Below are 18,353 nucleotides of genomic sequence, written 5' to 3'. Positions count from 1 at the left end.
TAAGTTGGTAGGGTGCGTCAGGGAGAAATTATTAGTCTGTGATTAAAACACTCAGCCCTGACGCACCGTACAGTTGGTAGTCAGTTGGTAGAGTGCGTCAGGGAGAAATTATTAGTTGGTAGGGTGCGTCAGGGGAAAAATAATTAGTCTGTGATTAAAACACTCAGCCCTGACGCACCCTACGATAATTCCTAAATAGTCCAGTTGGGTGAGGTTAACACGGTTGGCATAAATTAGATTTAAAATAGAGTGTGTATGCAAATGTCGGCGCCAACAAGGCAAAAAGATTTTAAAACTTTTGAGAGGTTGATATGAAAGCACACAACTTGTTAAACAGTATTGCTGCCGCAGTCCTAGTTACCGGATTGGCACTTACGGCGATTCCGTCAAGTGCGGTTGCCGAATCGATACAAAATAACGATCGCATAGATGGAGTAATCCGCCGCACTTCCCCGATTTACCGTTTCCGAAATATGTGGACGCCCGGAACTCCGACGGAAGAATTGCGCGGTCAAGAATATACTTTCACTGCGCGGGAAGGCGATAACATTCAAGTGTTTTTAGATACGGATAGAAGTCGCGGTTTTACTCCCGTTATGGTACTATTTTACGGGAACAACAAGCAAGTCGCTTTTACCCAAGACCGTTCTTTTAATTATGTGATTCCCCGCAGTGGCGATTACAAGCTTTTGGTGTTAGCGAAAGATGCTGCGAGGGGCGGTAGCTACACGGTGGAAGTTGCGGGAATTGATGGCGGCGACAGACGTGCTAGTAATAATAGATGGGATGACAGAAGCGATAGGGGCCGTAACAGCAGCAGCTACGATGGAGAACGGATTTTGCGTGATGATTTTGGCTTAAATCCGATCGACTGTCGCCTCAGACGTACTATGGTAAGAGTAAGATTTGACGATACCGGGAGAGACGGGACTTATTGCGCTGTACCGACTAGGGCTGTTCCGGCGGGCGATTATTATTACAATTCGCGGACTAGGGATTTAGATTCGGCGAGGGCGGATGATGGTAGATTCGATCGCTCTAATGATAATAGCAGGTTCGATCGTCCCGAGCAATGTCGCGTATCTGTAGGCGGAGTCTGTGTGACTAGGTAAGCCCGAAAAAATCATCTTTTCCGAGGAATTGTAGGGGCGGGTTCACCCTGATTTGTAACTCAAATCAACAATATCTATAAACCCGCCCCAACCCAACTAGGTAAGCCCGAAAAAATCATCTTTTCCGAGGAATTGTAGGGGCGGGTTCACCCTGATTTGTAACTCAAATCGACAATATCTATAAACCCGCCCTAACTTGGAGTGATGGGTGGGGGCGGGTTTTTGAGTCCGTCGATTTCATTGTAGATTTGGGTGAACCCGCCCCTACAAATCTTGGTATTTTAGATGTAATTTTGTATTCCTGAATCAGTTGCTGGTTACCAGCTAAAATTTGTGAGGCAATTAATTCAGTTCCAAAAATAATGGATACTATTGATATTTAAGGCTTCCGTTTTCATTGTATTCAAGTTCATGATACTTGCCACCTAAACCTAAATCATGTAAGCACCTCTGGTAGTTTTTGGGGCCCATATCAAAAGCATTAGTCTGATTCAATCTTGCCCATTCAGCTACTTTTAGCTGGCTAGTTACCCCTGAAGCATCAACTACAGTTTTGACAATCCAATCAAACATCTTTATTTACTCTTTAAGTTCGTATAATTTAATTATATTCCTATTGATTTTTTTGGGTCAAGTTTCCATTCAATTATTTTCCCCAGCGAGTGGGGAGATTTGCAAGGGTTCCCAAAATTATCCGTCAAAACTCCTTCAACCCCGCAGAAAAACTCGCTGAAACCCTTGCCCAGCAATGCTGCGAGGGTTAGAACGAAACAGCGTATTTTCAGCCATTTTCCCGACCCCTCGCAAACTACCACAGTTCGATCGCAAATCAAGCTCTACCAATTAATGAATTAATTCAGTCCAGAAAACAGAAGCGCTGAAAAAATAGATGCGGAGATTGCTTTCATAAGAGATCGCTTCGCTAACGTTCCTCGCAATGACAGATAGTGCCTCGCAATGATAGATAGTAGGGAATTTACCCATCAAACCCAAAGAAACCGGGTTTTTTTGCGAATCTGCCGACTGCGACGAAGAATTATCGCCAAAAACCCGGTTTCTGAGCCCCGCGTCAGTCCGAATACACATACAGACATCAGACAATAGCTGCTGCGGGCCGATCGCCGAATTTTCGATCGAAAAGGACGATCGCACAGTGGTAAGCTACCAAAGACATTAAAAGATCTAAATTCGAGAAAAGTTAAGATGTCATCATTAAATGAAGTTCCCTTGCTGTTGCGGGCAGCCCGCGGCGAAACCCTAGACCGCCCGCCCGTGTGGATGATGCGCCAAGCCGGTCGCTACATGAAAGCCTATCGAGATTTGCGAGAAAAGTATCCCTCCTTTCGCGAACGTTCCGAAATACCCGAAGTTGCGATCGAAGTTTCCCTTCAGCCGTGGCGCGCGTTTCAACCCGACGGCGTAATTTTGTTTTCCGATATTGTCACCCCAATGCCCGGTTTGGGCATCGACATGGACATCGCCGAAGGTAAAGGCCCGATTATCCACGCACCCATCCGCACTCAGCAGCAAATCGACAACCTGCAACCGCTGAACCCGGAAGAAAGTTTGCCTTTTATCAAAACTATCCTCAAATCCCTGCGCGCGGAAGTCGGCAACAAATCCACCGTGCTCGGTTTTGTCGGCGCGCCCTGGACTTTAGCAGCCTACGCCGTTGAGGGCAAAGGTTCTAAGGATTATGCGATTATCAAAAACATGGCATTTTCCGATCCAACTTTACTGCATCAGTTGCTGTCGAAATTTGCAGATGCGATCGCAGTTTACGTGCGCTATCAAATCGACTGCGGCGCCCAAGTAGTGCAAATGTTCGACTCCTGGGCCGGCCAACTGTCCCCGCAGGATTACGACACCTTCGCTCTACCATACCAAAAACAGGTATTCGAGCAAGTCAAAAAAACCCATCCCGACACACCGCTAATCCTATTAGTCACAGGTAGCGGCGGCCTTCTCGAACGCATGGCTACATCCGGCGCAGATATCGTCAGCGTCGATTGGACGGTTGATATGGCCGACGCGCGCAAGCGTTTGGGCCCCAACATGAACGTTCAGGGAAATCTCGATCCCGGCGTATTGTTTGGTTCTCAACCGTTTATTCGCGATCGAATTCTTGATACAATTCGCAAAGCGGGCGATCGGGGACACATCCTCAATTTAGGACACGGCGTATTGCCGGGAACTCCCGAAGATAACGTGCGTTTCTTCTTTGAAACCGCGAAACAAGCCGACAAATTGCTCGCAGTTACTGCTTGAATTTGACAGGAATTAAAAACCCCAAAAACCTCATTCTCCAAAATCCGTAGGGGCGGGTTCACCAACAACCTTAAAAGTTGCAAACAGGTGAAATAAACCCGCCCCCACTACTTAAATTTGACAGGAATTCAAACCCCAAAAACCCGTAGGGGCGGGTTCACCAACAACCTTAAAAGTTACAAACAAGTGAAATAAACCCGCCCCCACCCACCGAAAATCCCCTTTAACTCCTGGTAATAGAATCCGGAGATACCCCCTAACCCCCCTTAAGAAGGGGGGAACAAGAGCATTCAAAGTCTCGCTAAAAAACGAAGTAACAAGAGCATTCAAAGTCCACCTTCTTAAGGGGGATTTAGGGGGATCAAACCTCAACTGTCACCCAAATCTATGGCCGACTAAAGCCTCAAATTCAAACCAATAACTCCCCCTCTCCCCCTCTCCCTCTCTCCCCACCTCCCCCCCTTCCCCTTCTGCAAATGACAAAAAAAATTTTCATAACGGGTGCAAGTGGCTGTATCGGTCACTACATGGCCGAAACCTTGATTCAACAGACAAACCACGAACTCTACCTATTAGTTCGCAACCCCGACAAGCTAAAATTTGACTGGAAAGCGCGATCGGGCATCAATATCATACAAGGCGACATGAAAGATATCGATCGCCATTCCGAACTGCTGCAAACAATAGACGTAGCAATTTTAGCAGCCACAGCTTGGGGAGGAACCCAAGAAGTTTTTGATGTCAACGTCACCAAAACTCTGCGCCTCATTCAACTACTTTCGCCCCAGACTTGCGAACAAGTAATATACTTTTCAACCGCCAGTATTCTCGGTAGAGATAACAACTTGCTCAAAGAAGCCGGAGAACTAGGAACAGATTATGTTCGTTCCAAATACGATTGCATGACGCAATTATCTACGTTAACAAATGTGCCTCCAATTACCGCACTTTACCCAACCTTAGTATTAGGAGGAGACGCAGAAAAACCAGTTTCTCACCTATCATCCGGTTTGCCGCTTGTCGCCAAATGGATTGGTTTGATTCGCTGGCTGAAAGCAGATGGCAGTTTTCACTTCATCCACGGTGCAGACATTGCCACAGTAGTTAATTACTTAGTCGAACATCCGTCCGATTCCGAGGAACCGCGACATTTTGTACTCGGAAATCCGGCGATTACCGCGAACGAAGTTGTCGAACAAGCTTGCAAGTATTTGCATACAAAAATATTTTTTCGGATTACTCTGTCACCTTGGCTTGCCGATTTTTTTATTTGGTTGTTCCGAATTCAGATGGCTGCTTGGGATAGATTTTGTATCAGCTACCGCCATTTTACCTATCAAAATCTGGTCAATCCCGAAAGCATTGGATTGCCGAGTTACTGCGGCACAGTTGCTGATATGTTAAGAACTAGCGGAATTCCAGATAAAAATACAAAGTAGTCCGTACACTCCGCACCAATAATCGGACAGGCTAGAAGCCCATCCCACAATCTTTCTTGTGGGATGGGCTTCTAGCCCGTCCCTAATTCTTTATCCTATTCAACTCTACTATTTCAAATTCTTTTTTGCCTGATTCGGGCACTTTTGAAGCGATTATCGTCAATCAATGGTGAGATACGATAAGATATCAACATTTGCCAACTATAACAGGGAACTGCAAGCTAAAAATTGCGCCCATTATCTTTGTGTTAGGGGGTGTCGCCCCTTTCTAGATAGTCGATCGCGGGCAAGATCGTAATTTTAGCCTTAACATTAAATATTGAGAGTCGATCGAACTCTCAAACGCCAGCCAGATCGCAAGTCTTTTAGTGATGTGAGGTTTAACATACTATGCGAGTGCTTCTAGTTTACCCCCTGTTCCCGAAAACATTCTGGTCTTATGAGAAAATCCTAGAATTAGTCGATCGCAAAGTGCTGCTTCCACCGCTGGGTTTGGTCACAGTAGCAGCCATTCTACCCCAAGAATGGGAATTCAAGTTAGTCGATCGTAACATCCGACAAATCACCGAAGCAGAATGGGAATGGGCAGAGCTCGTTATTCTGTCAGCGATGATTGTCCAAAAAGAAGACTTGCTAGACATCATCCGCGAAGCCAAGCGGCGCGGTAAATCCGTAGCTTGTGGCGGCCCCTACCCAACTTCCGTACCCGAAGAGCCCCAAGCAGCCGGCATCGATTACCTGATTCTCGACGAAGGCGAAATCACCCTACCGATGTTCGTCGAAGCCATCGCGCGCGGTGAAAAAAGTGGAATTTATCGATCGGACGGCGTAAAACCCGATGTTACCACAACCCCTGTTCCCCGCTTCGACCTGCTGGAATTAGACAGCTACGACTCAATGTCGATTCAATTTTCCCGAGGCTGTCCCTTCCAGTGCGAATTCTGCGACATCATCGTCCTCTACGGGCGCAAACCCCGCACCAAAGAACCCCAACAATTAATAGCAGAACTAGACTGTCTCTACAACCTAGGTTGGCGGCGCGGCGTCTTCATGGTAGACGACAACTTTATCGGCAACAAACGCAGTGTCAAACTATTGCTAAAAGACTTAGAAGTCTGGCAAATAGAACACAAATTCCCCTTCAACTTCAACACAGAAGCATCCATCGACTTAGCCCAAGACCAAGAATTGATGGACATGATGGTGAAATGTCATTTCAACGCCGTATTCCTAGGAATTGAAACCCCCGACGAAGAAAGCTTGCAAATGACCAAAAAATTCCAAAATACTCGCAACTCCCTGATAGAATCAGTAGAATTAATTGCCAAATCAGGTTTGCGAGTAATGGCCGGATTCATCATCGGATTCGACGGCGAAAAACCGGGCGCAGGCCAACGCATCGTCAACTTCGCCGAAGCAGCAGCAATTCCCAGTACAACCTTTGGAATGCTGCAAGCTTTACCGCACACTGCATTATCGCACCGACTAGCAAAAGAAGGCAGATTGCGCGACAAATCCGGCAACTTGAATCAGACTACATTGATGAACTTCATTCCGACGCGGCCGCTAGAAGACATCGCGAGAGAATATGTTCAAGCATTTTCTGACGTGTACGATGCTGAGAAATATTTAGACCGCACCTACCGCCACTTCTTGATGTTAGGTGCACCTACAGCAAATATACCATCAAGAATCCCCAGTTGGATCGACTTGCGAGCACTGCTAACCGTAGTTTGGCGCCAAGGAGTCAAGCGTTCAACTCGCTGGAAGTTCTGGCATCATTTGTTCAGCATTCTCAAACGCAATCCTGCCGTTTGGGATCACTATTTAACAGTGTGCGCCCACAACGAGCATTTCCTGGAATACCGCCAAATTGTGCGGGATGAAATCGAGGCTCAATTAGCCGAGTTTTTGGCTAATGAGTCTCAGACAGTGTATCAACAACCTGTTGCTACTGAGGAAAAGGAAGTGCAAGTGGTTTAGGGTTGAAGAATTCAACCGAATAGCCAGATATCCGACTTATTTAATTAAGAAGTCGGATATCTAAAAGAAGAGCATTTTACGGCGAAACTGTAGTCTAACTAATTAAGTAGCGCGATCGCAGTCAAACCCCATTGATTTTTCTTTTTATCAAACCTTTTGACAACAGCAAGATTAACTGTTTGATCATTTTGCAACTGAGAAGCTAATTCATGAGGAACATGAACATCCTCTACAAACCCAAAACCCTTTTGATGCAAGCGAAACCGACCTGTTTTACAAGACATACTATCAAATAGTTTGCCCGATTCGCGTTTCTCAACAGCAACCACCGTTAGCCGATCGCCATTCTCATCAACAGTCACTATCACCGGCGCGCCCATTAGTAGATTTAAATTCTTCAGCATTCCTCGTTCTGGACTAACAACTTCTTCAGATACACTATCAGAATGCAATCCAAACTTGAGCATCATCTTGCCAGTTTTTGCTGTAAACGAGCCGAGGTAGTTAGCATTCAATTGCGGGCAATTTTGCCAAATCACCTTTTCGGCATCAGCAGCTATATTTTCTAACACTTCCTCTGCGTTAGATATATTTCCAGCACCAGCATACCAACTAGCAGTCAAGAGATTACGGAGCGATTGGGGGATTTTCCATTTGTTACTGTTACGAACATTAAAAGCTCGATCGGCAGCCCATTTAGCCACTTTCCATTGTCCTTTATTTGCTGCGAGTCGGCTGAGATCCTCAAAAACGCCAACACCAAAATTTTCATCCCTGCAAGTCAAACACGCTTTTGCACAAAGTGCCAATGCTAGTGTAGGATCAGAGGTTTCCACGACTTTAGCTAATGCGTGCCACGCCCAGTAATCGCTACGCTTCTGCTTCACAAAGGAAACCAGAAGTTTTTGAGCTTCTGTCGATCGCCCCAAACGATTTAGCAATAAAGCCTTGCGATAATTTAGCCATTCCGGTTTTTGAACTTTGGCGCGATCAAGTGCAACATCGATCAATGTAATGGCAAAATTTTGTAATTCTGTTGCATCAAGATAATCTTGAACAGTCAATTCACAAGCAATCTTTCCTACTTCTCTTGCTGTTTTCTCAACCAGCGAATCAAAAACTTTACCATCATTAGCAGTAGAAACCTGAAAGTCTTCCGCTTGAAAACTATCAACACCAGCCCATTTTAGGAACTTTGGTAAAAACTTGATTTGCTTTGGAAATCGTAGAATTTGGGATAGCAAACGACTAAATAGCAAATCCGGTCGATTCAGCTTGAGTTTGTAATATTCTCCCAATATTTCCTTGATCTGGCTGACAGACGACTCTGTATCTATGGATTCAGATTGATTAGCTGTATCTACCAGTTTTTTTACTTTGTCGTAGAGAACCCAACCAACACTGCTAGCCAGAAATTTGTCGTTTGGATGCTGTTTTAGCAGTTCGTACCCTCTGGAATAAGCTTCATCTATCTGTCCAGCTTTTCTCAAATTTTTGATTTCTTCTGTTAAATTCGACATTTTTATAACTCCAGTGCGAGGTGAACTAATTCTACAACTTGTACATTTGTGTATCCGATCGGGAAAACTTGCGTCACAAAACCATCTCCATCGTAGAAAACTTGCATTTTGAGAGCGCCCATGTCTGATTTGAGATAGTAAATTTCGTGATAATCATGGTGTTCAATTCCCTGAATTACTATTTTGTGTGGGTCGAGTTTGGCTTTAATTAGATCGTGAACTGTTTGCTGAAATTCATTTCCTAATCGCAGTTTTGATGTGATAGCATCCACAACGACAGTGGCAAATTCCATCGGCTCAGATTTCACAGTTTCAATTCGCGTCACCTGAAATTTGCCATTATAATGCAAGCGAAGAGAACACATTTCTGTATCGTCTTCTGAGCTAAAACCATAAACTTCCTGATAACTATTATGCTTGTATGAAATTACCTGAATTCTATGAAATGTAAGACTTTCCGCGATATGCAAGTAAAGATTTTTTAAAGGTTTTTCCAGGATAGGGAAAGCCGAAATATTTGCATTACCTGATTCTGAATCAGGGTCAAATGCAATGATATCCTTGAAAACAACAGAATCTAGCTTGCCTTGACTGCCGTTCCAAGTTGCTTTAAAAAATGGTGTAATCGAGGGAAAATTCAGGATAAAAAGTCGATTTTGAACTACAGAAAACAAGGTATAAACCAATCGAAAATAAGTGGCATTTGTTTGTCCCTGGCCAGTCTCCATATTCGCGATCGCAGTTTTAAACTTCTGCCCCTGGGCGCGATGCAGAGTCAGCGCGTAACCAAACCTCAGACGCGCTGCGTTTAAGTACGGATCGTTGCGTAGAAACTTTGCTTCGCTAGAATTGTCCGATTCGTCTGATTCTCTTACCTGTTTCTGCTGTTGTCTAAATTTGCTAATTGCTGAAACCCGCAGAGCTACAAGTGTGTCCTTGTCAAATTCTGGTTTGTCCGCATATAAATAATCGCTCAAGCAGAGGAACTCGACCTCTTTACCGTTCTCAAGTAGCCGCACTCTAATCCGCAAAAAATTTATCTGAATTGGCTGTTCGCGTCCTTTCAGCGGTTGGATTAAGGGTGTATTGGGATTAACTTCTATGACTTCAGCAAAAGAGTTATTTGATATATAAGTTTGCTCTAGCTTTTGTTCATCTACTTCGACAGGACTATTGTGGATATGTACAATATCACCTGCAACGATCTCTTTACCTCGACCAAAAAACTCTTGTCTAACCTGATGATTAATGCGGTTAACCAATTCGTTGGTGAAAACTATAAACTTGGTAAATCGGGAATCTTCCAGGAATACAGCTTTCGATATCTCCTGTTGGCGATCGCGATCGACTATTTGGATGCAATTCGAGTCATCGGCGATCGCTCTGAGCTGATTAAATCTGCTAAAATGTATGCTTTGAGCGATTTTTTGACAATTTTTGACAAACAAATTTTGCTGTTGGTCTGGAAGTATAAACTCAAGATTGATGCGATCGATCTCACCGTCTATCGCAGCCTGCAATCGCTCGTAACACAGTGCAGATTCATCTGTTTTGCCTCTCGTTAGCTGAAACGGATCGCCCAGAAAAATCACCTGTCTTTGAGTCTTTTCAATTTCCGTATATTCCAAAAAATCCGTGAGAAGTTTCCCACTACCGTAACGAAAAACATCAGTTTCAAACTGTGAATCGGATATCAGGTGGGCCTCACCGACGATGTAAACCTGTTGCTCTGTATCCTGATTTTTGTTCAATCCATAGATCAGCTGCTCCTTCTCTACTTTATAGTTTTTTGTGAAGATATGCGAGTAAATACTCTTTGACTCTACTGGATAAAGAGACGCAATTTTACTATTAGGAGCAAGAACAGAGTAATTTCGGCTTAAGGATATAGATGTATCGACCATAGCTTTTTGTAGAAGATGCAGGCCAGTTCCAATCATGCCAGTAACGATTAAAATCTTCTTTGAGGAACCTAAAAATTCCTCAACGCGAGCGAATACAGATTCTAGAGACTCAGGTAACTCAAGTTTAGCCATAGCTCAATGACGATTAACTTTACTAGCCGAATATTCTCACAGGTTGAGTAGCACTAGCAATAGTTTTCAGGAAAAAGCTGTTTTTCTCAGTAATTCAGTAACCATCTCAATTTTTTTGTAGCCTATGTTACATGGAACTATCGGATTATTTGTGGCGGGCAAAAGTGCGGAGGTTCCCGCAATCCTAAGAGCTGTAAACCTTAGCTGCGAGACAAATCCGGCGTTCCGACTCGCATCGGAACGGCAGGTTGATCGGCATAGGAGTTACCTCGGAGCGCGCGGTGTCCGTTGATACTGGTTGGTCGGGCAAACGGCTGAACTCACCCGCATACTAAAAAACGCAGATGATTTAGAATCATCTGCGTTCATATGCGGTTTAATTAAACAGGAATTACGCACTGCGAATAAAGAAACCGGGTTTTTTACCGAATCTGTCGCTTACAGCGCGTCTTCTCGCAAAAACCCGGTTTCTGGGATTCCACTCCGAATAAAGAAACCGGGTTTTTTCCGAATTTGTCGGCTACAGCCAATTATTCTGGTAAAAACCCGGTTTCTGGACCCTCATGGGCAAGTCCGACTCAACCCTGTGAAACTCAAGCCGCAACCTGATCTAAAGGCCGCACTTCAGCGAGTAATTTGTGCAAAGCCTCACCTTCCACCACTTCAGTTTCCAACAGTTGCTGCGTGATTGTTTCCAACAATTCCCGATTAGTTTTCAGAATATCCAAAGCTTGCTGATGTGCAGTTTCGACAATTTCTTTGACTTCTTGATCGATCGCCTCAGCAGTCTGAGCACTCACCGCACGGCGGGCATTTCCCATGCCATCGCCTAGGAATGATTGTTGAGCGCGATCGTAAGCCAGAGGCCCCAAAACCTTACTCATACCGTAAGTTGTTACCATCCGTTCCGCTAAATCAGTCGCCCTTTGCAAGTCGTTTGAGGCGCCAGTAGTAATGCTACCAAACACGACTTCCTCAGCCGATCGCCCGCCAAGCAGTGTAGCAATCTGACCGCGCAACTCCGACTCATCCAACAAGAAACGGTCTTCAGTCGGTAATTGCAACGTGTAACCCAATGCAGCCATACCGCGCGGGACGATCGAGATTTTCGCCACTTCGCCACCGCCAGTCATCAGAGCACCCACCATCGCGTGCCCGACTTCGTGGTAAGCCACAATCTTTTTCTCTTTTTCGTTGAGCACCCGGCTTTTCTTTTCCAAGCCAGCTACAACGCGCTCAAACGCCTCATAGAAGTCTTCCTGCGCGACAGTGAGGCGCTTGTTACGAGCAGCTAGCAAGGCAGCTTCATTGACCAAATTTGCCAAGTCTGCGCCCGAAAAACCGGGGGTACGAGTGGCGACTGCCTTCAAGTCAATATCCGGGCCCAACTTCACTTTTTGAGAGTGAATGTTCAAAATTGCTTCGCGGCCGGATAAGTCCGGGCGATCGACTAAAACTTGGCGATCGAAACGGCCGGGGCGCAACAAAGCAGCATCCAAACTTTCCGGGCGGTTCGTTGCAGCGAGTACAATTACCGTAGTATTGCCCGCTGCAAAACCATCCATTTCAGTTAATAGTTGATTGAGAGTTTGTTCGCGTTCGTCATTCCCGCCAAACGCCGCGTTAGTGCTGCGAGATTTGCCGATCGCATCCAATTCATCAATGAAAATAATACAAGGAGCCTGTTTCTTAGCCTGCTCGAATAAATCTCGGACTCTTGCAGAACCGACGCCTACAAACAGTTCCACAAACTCCGAACCGGAGATGCTGAAAAAAGGCACGCCAGCTTCACCAGCCACTGCTTTTGCTAACAGCGTTTTGCCAGTTCCCGGCGGCCCGACTAACAGCACGCCCTTCGGAATTCGCGCGCCAATTGCCGTGAATCTGTCGGGAGTTTTCAGGAACTCAACAACTTCGACTAATTCAGTTTTAGCTTCCTCTACTCCAGCCACATCAGCAAAAGTAATTTTCGCAGATTCGCCTTCTACGTAGACCTTAGCCTTGCTTTTGCCGATCGACAGCGCACCCTGTGGCCCACCACCGCCCCGGTTCATGAAAAATTGAAATATTGCTACAAAAATCAGTGGCGGAACGACCCAGCTTAAAACACTGCCGATCCAGCCATTTTTAGAAGGCGGAGTTGCCGCAAATTCAACGCCTTTTTCTTGCAAAAGTTTAGGCAGTTCCAGGTCAAAAATTGGCGTAGTTGACAAAACTTGTCCTGGTTTGTCGCCTTCGCCTTTGAGTTGGTAACGAATTTCATTTTGACCTACCGAAGCTCTGACTACATCTTGTTCTTGGACTTGATGGACGAACAAACTGTAAGGCACTTGGGGAATTTGTGGCCCTAACAAATTGGGCAAAAAGATGTTTGCCAGTAAAAACAAGCTTGATAGCAATAACACGATATTGCTGATTTGGCGAAAACGAGGGGGTTGGGGCTGGTCTTTAATTGCCATTGATAAGTGTCATCCTTTTAGTTAATTTTGTTTTATTCATATATTTTGCCATCAAAAGTGCGCGGAGTGCTAAGCGGATTTCCTCACTTGATTAGTCGGTTAACCGGGCTGCACTGATTGGGCATGAAAAACGAACCGCGAAGACGCGAAGAACACGAAGGAAGAGCAGAAAGTTATAGTTATAAATTATTGGTTGATAGTTAATGAATGGTTTTTACTTCAGAATCCCTTTAAGATTCTCTCGCTCTTTTCTTGCTTCGCGCCCTACCCTACGGGAACGGCTTCGCCGAACGTGTCTTCGCGGTTCGATATATTAGAATTCTGGCTAACCGCCCGAGACATTCTTAGCAAACTCTTCGCGTCCAGAAACTAAATTAGCTGGAACGCCGTTAGGGAAACTTTGCGCGATTAAAGCTTGCAACTTTTCAACTCGATTCTCAGGATTCGGGTGAGAGCTCAAAAACTCCGGCGGCGCTTCGCCATTCCTAGCAGAACCGAGAATTTGCATCACCTCAACAATACCTCTAGGATCGTAACCCGCTTCTGTCATAAACTGAAAACCGAGCCGATCGCTCTCAAGTTCATCTGCTCTACCGTACCGCAAACCGACAACTTGATTGACAGCTTGAGCAATTAATGCTGCTTGTTGTCCGCCACCGCGATCGTCAGTAGTCGCCACCCCAACCGCCGTTACCAAAGACCTGCCCAACTGCTGTTTTGCAAGGTGTTCCGCAGCGTGTCGCCCCACAACGTGACCGCTTTCGTGCCCCAGTACAGCCGCCAACTGAGCCTCTGAATTCAGCAGCCGCATCAGTCCGGCGGTAATGAAAACTTGTCCCCCGGGGAGAGCAAAAGCATTGACAGTTTTGGAGTCTCGCAGCAGGTGGAATTCAAACGGATAACCGGCTTTTTTCGCCTCTGAACCGTTGACAACTCGTTCTCCTACTCGATCGACATATTGTTGAATTGTCTGGCTAGGATAAAGCCCGCCGTACTTGGCCGCCATCTGCGATCGCGATTGCAATCCCAAAGATATCTCTTGCTTCGGAGAAAGCTGTACCCGTTGTTTCTCTCCAGTTACGGGATTTTGTACGTTGCTTGTAAAATAGGTGATTGCCCCAAAAAATGCCATTAACAGCCCGATCGCAGCCCGGAATAAAAATTTGTTCATAGTCGTTCACCTATAAAGTTTAGCTAGTAGGATACCAGACTCACAAGTACCCCCACATCCATCTGAAGTATCAAATTCCCAATTCCCAATTCCCAATTCCCAATTCCCAATTTCCCATGTTTCAAACCACCCGTCGCCGCCTTGCAATTTGGTACACTGCTGTTACTGCTGTATTATTACTTGTATTCGCAACAGGTTTTTATTTCTATGTTCGTAATACTTTGATCGATCGCATTGACGACACTCTCAATCACGTTGTAGAAATAGTAGAGCGAACTCTCGCGATCGAACCGGTAACTTCCCCGAGTAAGGGTGCTAAAACTAAGTTGCAAGTTAATATTCAAACGAGTTTTCGAGATAGCAGCGACGCAGTAGAAGACGACCACATCGATTTAGAATGGTTCAGTCCTACGGGCGAGTTGCTGTGGTCTACTTTGTCGGAACCGCTGAATGTTCCGATTCGCGCTAACCGCACGGGCGAAACGGTTTGGATAATTAATAATAAGTTGCAGCCGGATCAAAACTATTCTCTCAGACAAGTTACGCAGCGTGTGGAAATCGGCCGCCAAGTTTTGGGATATTTGCGAGTCAGCCATCCTTGGTTTGAAGTGACAAAACCGATCCGACAATTAATTTTTGATTTGATTTTGGGCGCGAGTTTAACTTTAATTTGTGTGGCGGCTATTGGCTGGTTGCTGTCGGGATTGGCGATCGCACCTGTGAGAGAATCTTACAGTCGTCTTAAACAGTTTACCGCCGATGCTTCCCACGAACTCAGAAATCCGATCGCCACTATTCAAACAAATGTCCAAGTAGCCTTGGCAGAACCGGACATCGAACCGCAGCAACACCAACAGCTACAGGTTATCGAACGCCTGACGCGCCGTTTGGGGCGGTTGGTTGACGATTTGCTATTTTTGGCCAGACAAGACAGCGGAATCGTGCAGCAGCAGTGGGTTGATGTTCCTCTCGATGCTTTGTTGATGGAGGTAATTGAAGAACAAATGGCGATCGCCCTTACCCAAAAAATCTCTCTCTGTTTGGAAATAATCGATTCGCCCGACACTGAAAATAACTTTACAGTTTTAGGCGACTGGGATCAACTAGCGCGACTGTTTACCAATCTTGTCAGCAACGCCGTGCAGTACACGCCATCGGGTGGGGAAATTGAAGTAGAATTGCAGTTGGCAGCTAAAAACAAAAGAAATTCGTCGGCGATCAATTCTGCACTGCAAATCAAAGTCACAGACACCGGCATGGGGATTGCCCCGGAAGCGCTACCGCATTTGTTCGATCGATTTTACCGCGCCGATCCCGCCCGCACCCACCGCAGCGCCGCCGGTTCTGGTTTAGGATTAGCCATAGCCAAAGCCATTGTCGAAAACCACCGCGGCCAAATCCGGATTGACAGCCAAGTCGATCGGGGAACCGCTGTTACCGTCACCATCCCCGCCCACAAATCAGCAGAAATCCGCCTCTAAACCTCTCTTCCTCTGTGCCCTCTGCGCCCTCTGCGGTTGATCCAAAAAATCTATCCCTCAAACCCTGATTCTTTCTACCTTGCGCCCAAACCCAGCTATTAAAATTCAATTCGGGCATAGATTAACATAAACTTTGTTGGAAATCTCGATCGAACTCGTGAGGAGTTATTTATGTTTCGCCACAATCTACCGTTCAAAAAAATCAGCTTGCTAGCAGCCACCTGCGGCGGTTTACTCGTCAGTCTCGCAACACTTGGACAAGCCGGCGGCCCCCCGCCCCAACCAGGAAAACCCGTATCCCAACCCGCAGCCACTCCCGCACCTGGAAAGCCTGTCAGCGAACCGAGTCCCGCTGCGAGTCCCAGCCCCGCTGCGAGTCCCAAGCCCAGCGGGATGCCCGCCACACCCCAAGATGCCCCCGCCCGATTCCCGATGCCAAGTGCGCGAGTTACGCCGATGGAGGGCATGGTAGTAATTAAACTCGTGAATACCACCAATGCCGTCATCAATTATCAAGTCATTGGTGTTACTCCACCGCGCACTCTGGGCGAACAATCGGAAATTTTACTGAAAAACATCAAAGTACCAATCACCTTCACTTACCAGCGCCCAGACGGCGGATTGCTGTTGGTGCGCCCGCAAGCAACCGCTACGCCGGGAATGTTGCAAGTCAGCTTTGGCGCAACAACAGACTTGGGCGTTGATACAAAATCGATGGAAATTCAGGAAGATGGCAAGGTAATTTTGAATTAAGTTGACTGGTTGACGGTTGACGGTTGACGGCAAAAGAGGAGACGGCATTGCCGTTTCCCTACCTTGAAATAATCATTAATATTCCATAACAGATGTAACCATCGCCCGATTAATTGTAGGGAAACGGCACTGCCGTATCCTGATTTCAGGTAATGGTAAAATCAACCGAATTGGATGATAAAGTTGCCCTCAGTGCGATCGAATATAACCATCAATCGCACGGCAGAAGAGGAGACGGCGATGCCGTTTCCCTACCCCAAAATAATCCATCAAACTCAATGACATCTGTAATCATCGCCCGATTGATTGTAGGGAAACGGCACTGCCGTGTCCTGATTTTTGCCGTGTCCTAATTTCTACCTAATTTCTGCCGTATCTTTCAATCAGCTAGTGACAAAGGAGGTAACTTAGTAAAAGGTAAATCCTCATTAACTGCATCAATTTCTTCCTGTTCTCTTTCATTAATTTGACCGATATAAGACTTAAGAATTTGCGCCAGACGGTTGTTATAAAATCGGTGCAAACTATAATTGGGCGTAGCTGGAAAGCCGCGCCGTTTTTTGTGCCTGCCGCCCGCGCCCGGATCGAAGGTTTGGATGCCCCGATCGATCGCCCATTCGATCGGTGTATAGTAACAAGCATCGAAGTGTAGGCAGTCAATTTCTTGCAAACTGCCCCAATAGCGTCCGTACATTCGATCGCCCTTATACAGACAAAAAGACATTCCCATCGGCTGTCTCTCATCTTCCTGATCATAGGCGGCGACAAACAAAACCCGATCGCGATAATTGTCATGCAACTGTTCAAAAAACCGCTTAGTCAAATACTTGCTTCCCCACCAGCCAAACTTGTCGCAAGTATTCTCATAAAAAGCATACATTTGCCCAAACATCGCTTGGGGAATTTCATCACCAGTCAAAGTTTTTACTAACAAACCGGCTGTTTCCACAGCCTTGCGTTCGCGCTTGATATTGCGGCGCTGGTTGGCATTAAATGCGCCTAGATAGCTGTCAAAATTTTGATAGCTTTGATTTTGCCAAATATAACTGTGGTGCAGCCAAGCGCTAAAACCATGCCGTTCCATGCGATCGCGCCAGACAGGATCGACATACAGGAAATTGCAACCGGAGATATTGTGGCGATCGCAAAAATGGTCGATCGCACTTACCATTATGCCAGTTAACTCATCTTCATCTTCCCCCGGCGCAATCAAAAAACGATACCCTTCCGCCGGAGTAAACGGCGTCATTCCCATCAATTTCGGATAGTATTCAATACCCAAACGTTGAGCTAAATCGGCCCATTGATTATCGAATACAAATTCGCCGTAACTGTGACTTTTGACATAAAGCGGCGCACAAGCAATCAACTCTTTGTCTCGCCAGACAGTCAAGTGATGCGGTAGCCAACCGTTTTTACCTGTCGCGCTACCGGAAGTTTCGAGATTATTCAGCCAATCCCATTCGAGAAAAGGCGTTTTTAGCGGCATCGCCAAGGCATCCCACGATGATTGCGGGATGTCTGCTAGTTTGCTAATCCAGGCTACAGAATATTGAGGTTTCGGCTGTTTCAGCATAGGGAGATTTGAACGTAGAGCGATCGAACTTTATTTAACTTAATACAATTTCCCCTGCTTGTGTAATTACTCGCCACAGGCAAGATGCCTGTGCCACAAATGTTGTGGGGTGGGCTTCTAGCCCGCCCCAACTCTATAATGCAAAAACACCTCACCTCCCACCTGTTTAACCGTCAAAAGCTCTAATTTCGGCGCTAAATCGGCTAAAAAACCCTTTCCCTCGACAGGTGTCGGTGCATCCACGCCACCCAAAATTAGCGGGCATACCGTCAGCCAGAGCTCGTCTATCAAGCCCGCAGCGAGCACAGACGCGACGAGTTTTCCGCCTCCCAAAATTGCCAAACGTTTGATACCGAGGGTTTCTAGCTGTTGAAACGCATCAATCCAATCGATTTCTCCCTCGATGGTGTTGGTTGTTAAAGTGCGATCGAACTTACCGATTGCACCATTTTCAAGAACAGGCAAGATGCCTGTTCCACAAGACAATTCATCTATTGTGGAACGGGCTTCTAGCCCGTGCTCAGCAACAGGCAAGATGCCTGTTCCACAAGACAA

General features: G+C 46.1%; 15 protein-coding genes. 7 read left to right on the top strand and 8 right to left on the bottom strand.

Features of this window, described 5'->3' with window-relative positions:
* Positions 1 to 311: 311 nt before the first annotated feature.
* Positions 312 to 1,112, top strand: a complete 801-nt coding sequence (locus tag JGK14_RS02900) for a hypothetical protein (protein WP_293198180.1) — start codon at positions 312 to 314, stop codon at positions 1,110 to 1,112.
* Positions 1,113 to 1,481: 369 nt separating this feature from the next.
* On the opposite strand, the gene JGK14_RS02895 is transcribed toward JGK14_RS02900, so the two are convergent.
* Together JGK14_RS02895 and JGK14_RS02890 are read right to left on the bottom strand one after the other, a co-directional pair.
* Positions 1,482 to 1,685 carry a hypothetical protein gene (locus JGK14_RS02895; protein WP_293205115.1) on the bottom strand — a complete coding sequence of 68 codons (204 nt, stop codon included), beginning with the start codon at positions 1,683 to 1,685 and terminating at the stop codon, positions 1,482 to 1,484.
* Positions 1,686 to 1,955: 270 nt separating this feature from the next.
* The gene (locus JGK14_RS02890; protein ID WP_293185476.1) at positions 1,956 to 2,264 is read right to left on the bottom strand and encodes a hypothetical protein; all 309 of its coding nucleotides are present in this window, start codon (positions 2,262 to 2,264) and stop codon (positions 1,956 to 1,958) included.
* Between the two features lie 51 nt (positions 2,265 to 2,315).
* On the opposite strand from JGK14_RS02890, the gene hemE reads away from it, so the two are divergent.
* From hemE to JGK14_RS02875, 3 genes are all read left to right on the top strand, one after another.
* Positions 2,316 to 3,380 (top strand): uroporphyrinogen decarboxylase, encoded by a 1,065-nt coding sequence (hemE, locus tag JGK14_RS02885; RefSeq protein WP_293185477.1) that lies wholly within the window; start codon positions 2,316 to 2,318, stop codon positions 3,378 to 3,380.
* Between the two features lie 476 nt (positions 3,381 to 3,856).
* The gene (locus tag JGK14_RS02880) at positions 3,857 to 4,819 is read left to right on the top strand and encodes an NAD-dependent epimerase/dehydratase family protein (protein ID WP_293185478.1); all 963 of its coding nucleotides are present in this window, start codon (positions 3,857 to 3,859) and stop codon (positions 4,817 to 4,819) included.
* Positions 4,820 to 5,209: 390 nt separating this feature from the next.
* Positions 5,210 to 6,802: a B12-binding domain-containing radical SAM protein gene (locus tag JGK14_RS02875; protein WP_293189227.1), complete on the top strand. Its 1,593-nt coding sequence runs from the start codon at positions 5,210 to 5,212 to the stop codon at positions 6,800 to 6,802.
* 98 nt (positions 6,803 to 6,900) lie between these two features.
* On the opposite strand, the gene JGK14_RS02870 is transcribed toward JGK14_RS02875, so the two are convergent.
* The 4 genes from JGK14_RS02870 to JGK14_RS02855 form a co-directional block, all read right to left on the bottom strand.
* Positions 6,901 to 8,322, bottom strand: a complete 1,422-nt coding sequence (locus JGK14_RS02870; protein ID WP_293189229.1) for a DUF7017 domain-containing protein — start codon at positions 8,320 to 8,322, stop codon at positions 6,901 to 6,903.
* 2 nt (positions 8,323 to 8,324) lie between these two features.
* A complete protein-coding gene (locus tag JGK14_RS02865) occupies positions 8,325 to 10,073 on the bottom strand; it encodes a hypothetical protein (protein ID WP_293189231.1) in 1,749 nt (582 codons plus the stop codon).
* An 878-nt stretch (positions 10,074 to 10,951) separates the two neighbouring features.
* The gene (gene ftsH4 / locus JGK14_RS02860) at positions 10,952 to 12,817 is read right to left on the bottom strand and encodes an ATP-dependent zinc metalloprotease FtsH4 (RefSeq protein WP_325314744.1); all 1,866 of its coding nucleotides are present in this window, start codon (positions 12,815 to 12,817) and stop codon (positions 10,952 to 10,954) included.
* A gap of 325 nt (positions 12,818 to 13,142) precedes the next feature.
* On the bottom strand, positions 13,143 to 13,988 hold the full coding sequence (locus JGK14_RS02855; protein WP_325314743.1) for a M48 family metalloprotease: 846 nt from the start codon (positions 13,986 to 13,988) through the stop codon (positions 13,143 to 13,145).
* 116 nt (positions 13,989 to 14,104) lie between these two features.
* Here JGK14_RS02855 and JGK14_RS02850 point away from each other — a divergent pair, with 116 nt between their 5' ends.
* The 3 genes from JGK14_RS02850 to JGK14_RS02840 all read left to right on the top strand — a co-directional run bounded on the left by JGK14_RS02850 (position 14,105) and on the right by JGK14_RS02840 (position 16,575).
* A complete protein-coding gene (locus JGK14_RS02850) occupies positions 14,105 to 15,469 on the top strand; it encodes a sensor histidine kinase (protein ID WP_293185496.1) in 1,365 nt (454 codons plus the stop codon).
* Positions 15,470 to 15,640: 171 nt separating this feature from the next.
* The gene (locus JGK14_RS02845; RefSeq protein ID WP_293189237.1) at positions 15,641 to 16,222 is read left to right on the top strand and encodes a hypothetical protein; all 582 of its coding nucleotides are present in this window, start codon (positions 15,641 to 15,643) and stop codon (positions 16,220 to 16,222) included.
* Between the two features lie 152 nt (positions 16,223 to 16,374).
* Positions 16,375 to 16,575, top strand: a complete 201-nt coding sequence (locus JGK14_RS02840) for a hypothetical protein (protein ID WP_293185499.1) — start codon at positions 16,375 to 16,377, stop codon at positions 16,573 to 16,575.
* 26 nt (positions 16,576 to 16,601) lie between these two features.
* On the opposite strand, the gene JGK14_RS02835 is transcribed toward JGK14_RS02840, so the two are convergent.
* Both JGK14_RS02835 and JGK14_RS02830 read right to left on the bottom strand, forming a co-directional pair.
* A complete protein-coding gene (locus JGK14_RS02835) occupies positions 16,602 to 17,798 on the bottom strand; it encodes a GNAT family N-acetyltransferase (RefSeq protein ID WP_325314742.1) in 1,197 nt (398 codons plus the stop codon).
* 117 nt (positions 17,799 to 17,915) lie between these two features.
* Positions 17,916 to 18,353 (bottom strand): RibD family protein (locus JGK14_RS02830; protein ID WP_293185501.1); only part of this gene is annotated, 438 nt, incomplete at its 5' end.

This window comes from Microcoleus sp. PH2017_28_MFU_U_A, assembly GCF_020738035.1.
GTDB lineage: Bacteria > Cyanobacteriota > Cyanobacteriia > Cyanobacteriales > Microcoleaceae > Microcoleus.
The sequence above is the reverse complement of the archived record's forward strand: the minus strand, read 5'-3'. Positions and strand labels throughout refer to the sequence as shown.

What these genes read in the sequence shown, in the direction of transcription:
- JGK14_RS02900 (WP_293198180.1), top strand. Translation starts at nt 312, where the DNA reads ATGAAAGCACACAACTTGTTAAACAGTATTGCTGCCGCAGTCCTAGTT.
- JGK14_RS02895 (WP_293205115.1), bottom strand. Translation starts at nt 1,685, where the DNA reads ATGTTTGATTGGATTGTCAAAACTGTAGTTGATGCTTCAGGGGTAACT.
- hemE (WP_293185477.1), top strand. Translation starts at nt 2,316, where the DNA reads ATGTCATCATTAAATGAAGTTCCCTTGCTGTTGCGGGCAGCCCGCGGC.
- JGK14_RS02880 (WP_293185478.1), top strand. Translation starts at nt 3,857, where the DNA reads ATGACAAAAAAAATTTTCATAACGGGTGCAAGTGGCTGTATCGGTCAC.
- JGK14_RS02875 (WP_293189227.1), top strand. Translation starts at nt 5,210, where the DNA reads ATGCGAGTGCTTCTAGTTTACCCCCTGTTCCCGAAAACATTCTGGTCT.
- JGK14_RS02870 (WP_293189229.1), bottom strand. Translation starts at nt 8,322, where the DNA reads ATGTCGAATTTAACAGAAGAAATCAAAAATTTGAGAAAAGCTGGACAG.
- ftsH4 (WP_325314744.1), bottom strand. Translation starts at nt 12,817, where the DNA reads ATGGCAATTAAAGACCAGCCCCAACCCCCTCGTTTTCGCCAAATCAGC.
- JGK14_RS02855 (WP_325314743.1), bottom strand. Translation starts at nt 13,988, where the DNA reads ATGAACAAATTTTTATTCCGGGCTGCGATCGGGCTGTTAATGGCATTT.
- JGK14_RS02850 (WP_293185496.1), top strand. Translation starts at nt 14,105, where the DNA reads ATGTTTCAAACCACCCGTCGCCGCCTTGCAATTTGGTACACTGCTGTT.
- JGK14_RS02845 (WP_293189237.1), top strand. Translation starts at nt 15,641, where the DNA reads ATGTTTCGCCACAATCTACCGTTCAAAAAAATCAGCTTGCTAGCAGCC.
- JGK14_RS02840 (WP_293185499.1), top strand. Translation starts at nt 16,375, where the DNA reads ATGGTAAAATCAACCGAATTGGATGATAAAGTTGCCCTCAGTGCGATC.
- JGK14_RS02835 (WP_325314742.1), bottom strand. Translation starts at nt 17,798, where the DNA reads ATGCTGAAACAGCCGAAACCTCAATATTCTGTAGCCTGGATTAGCAAA.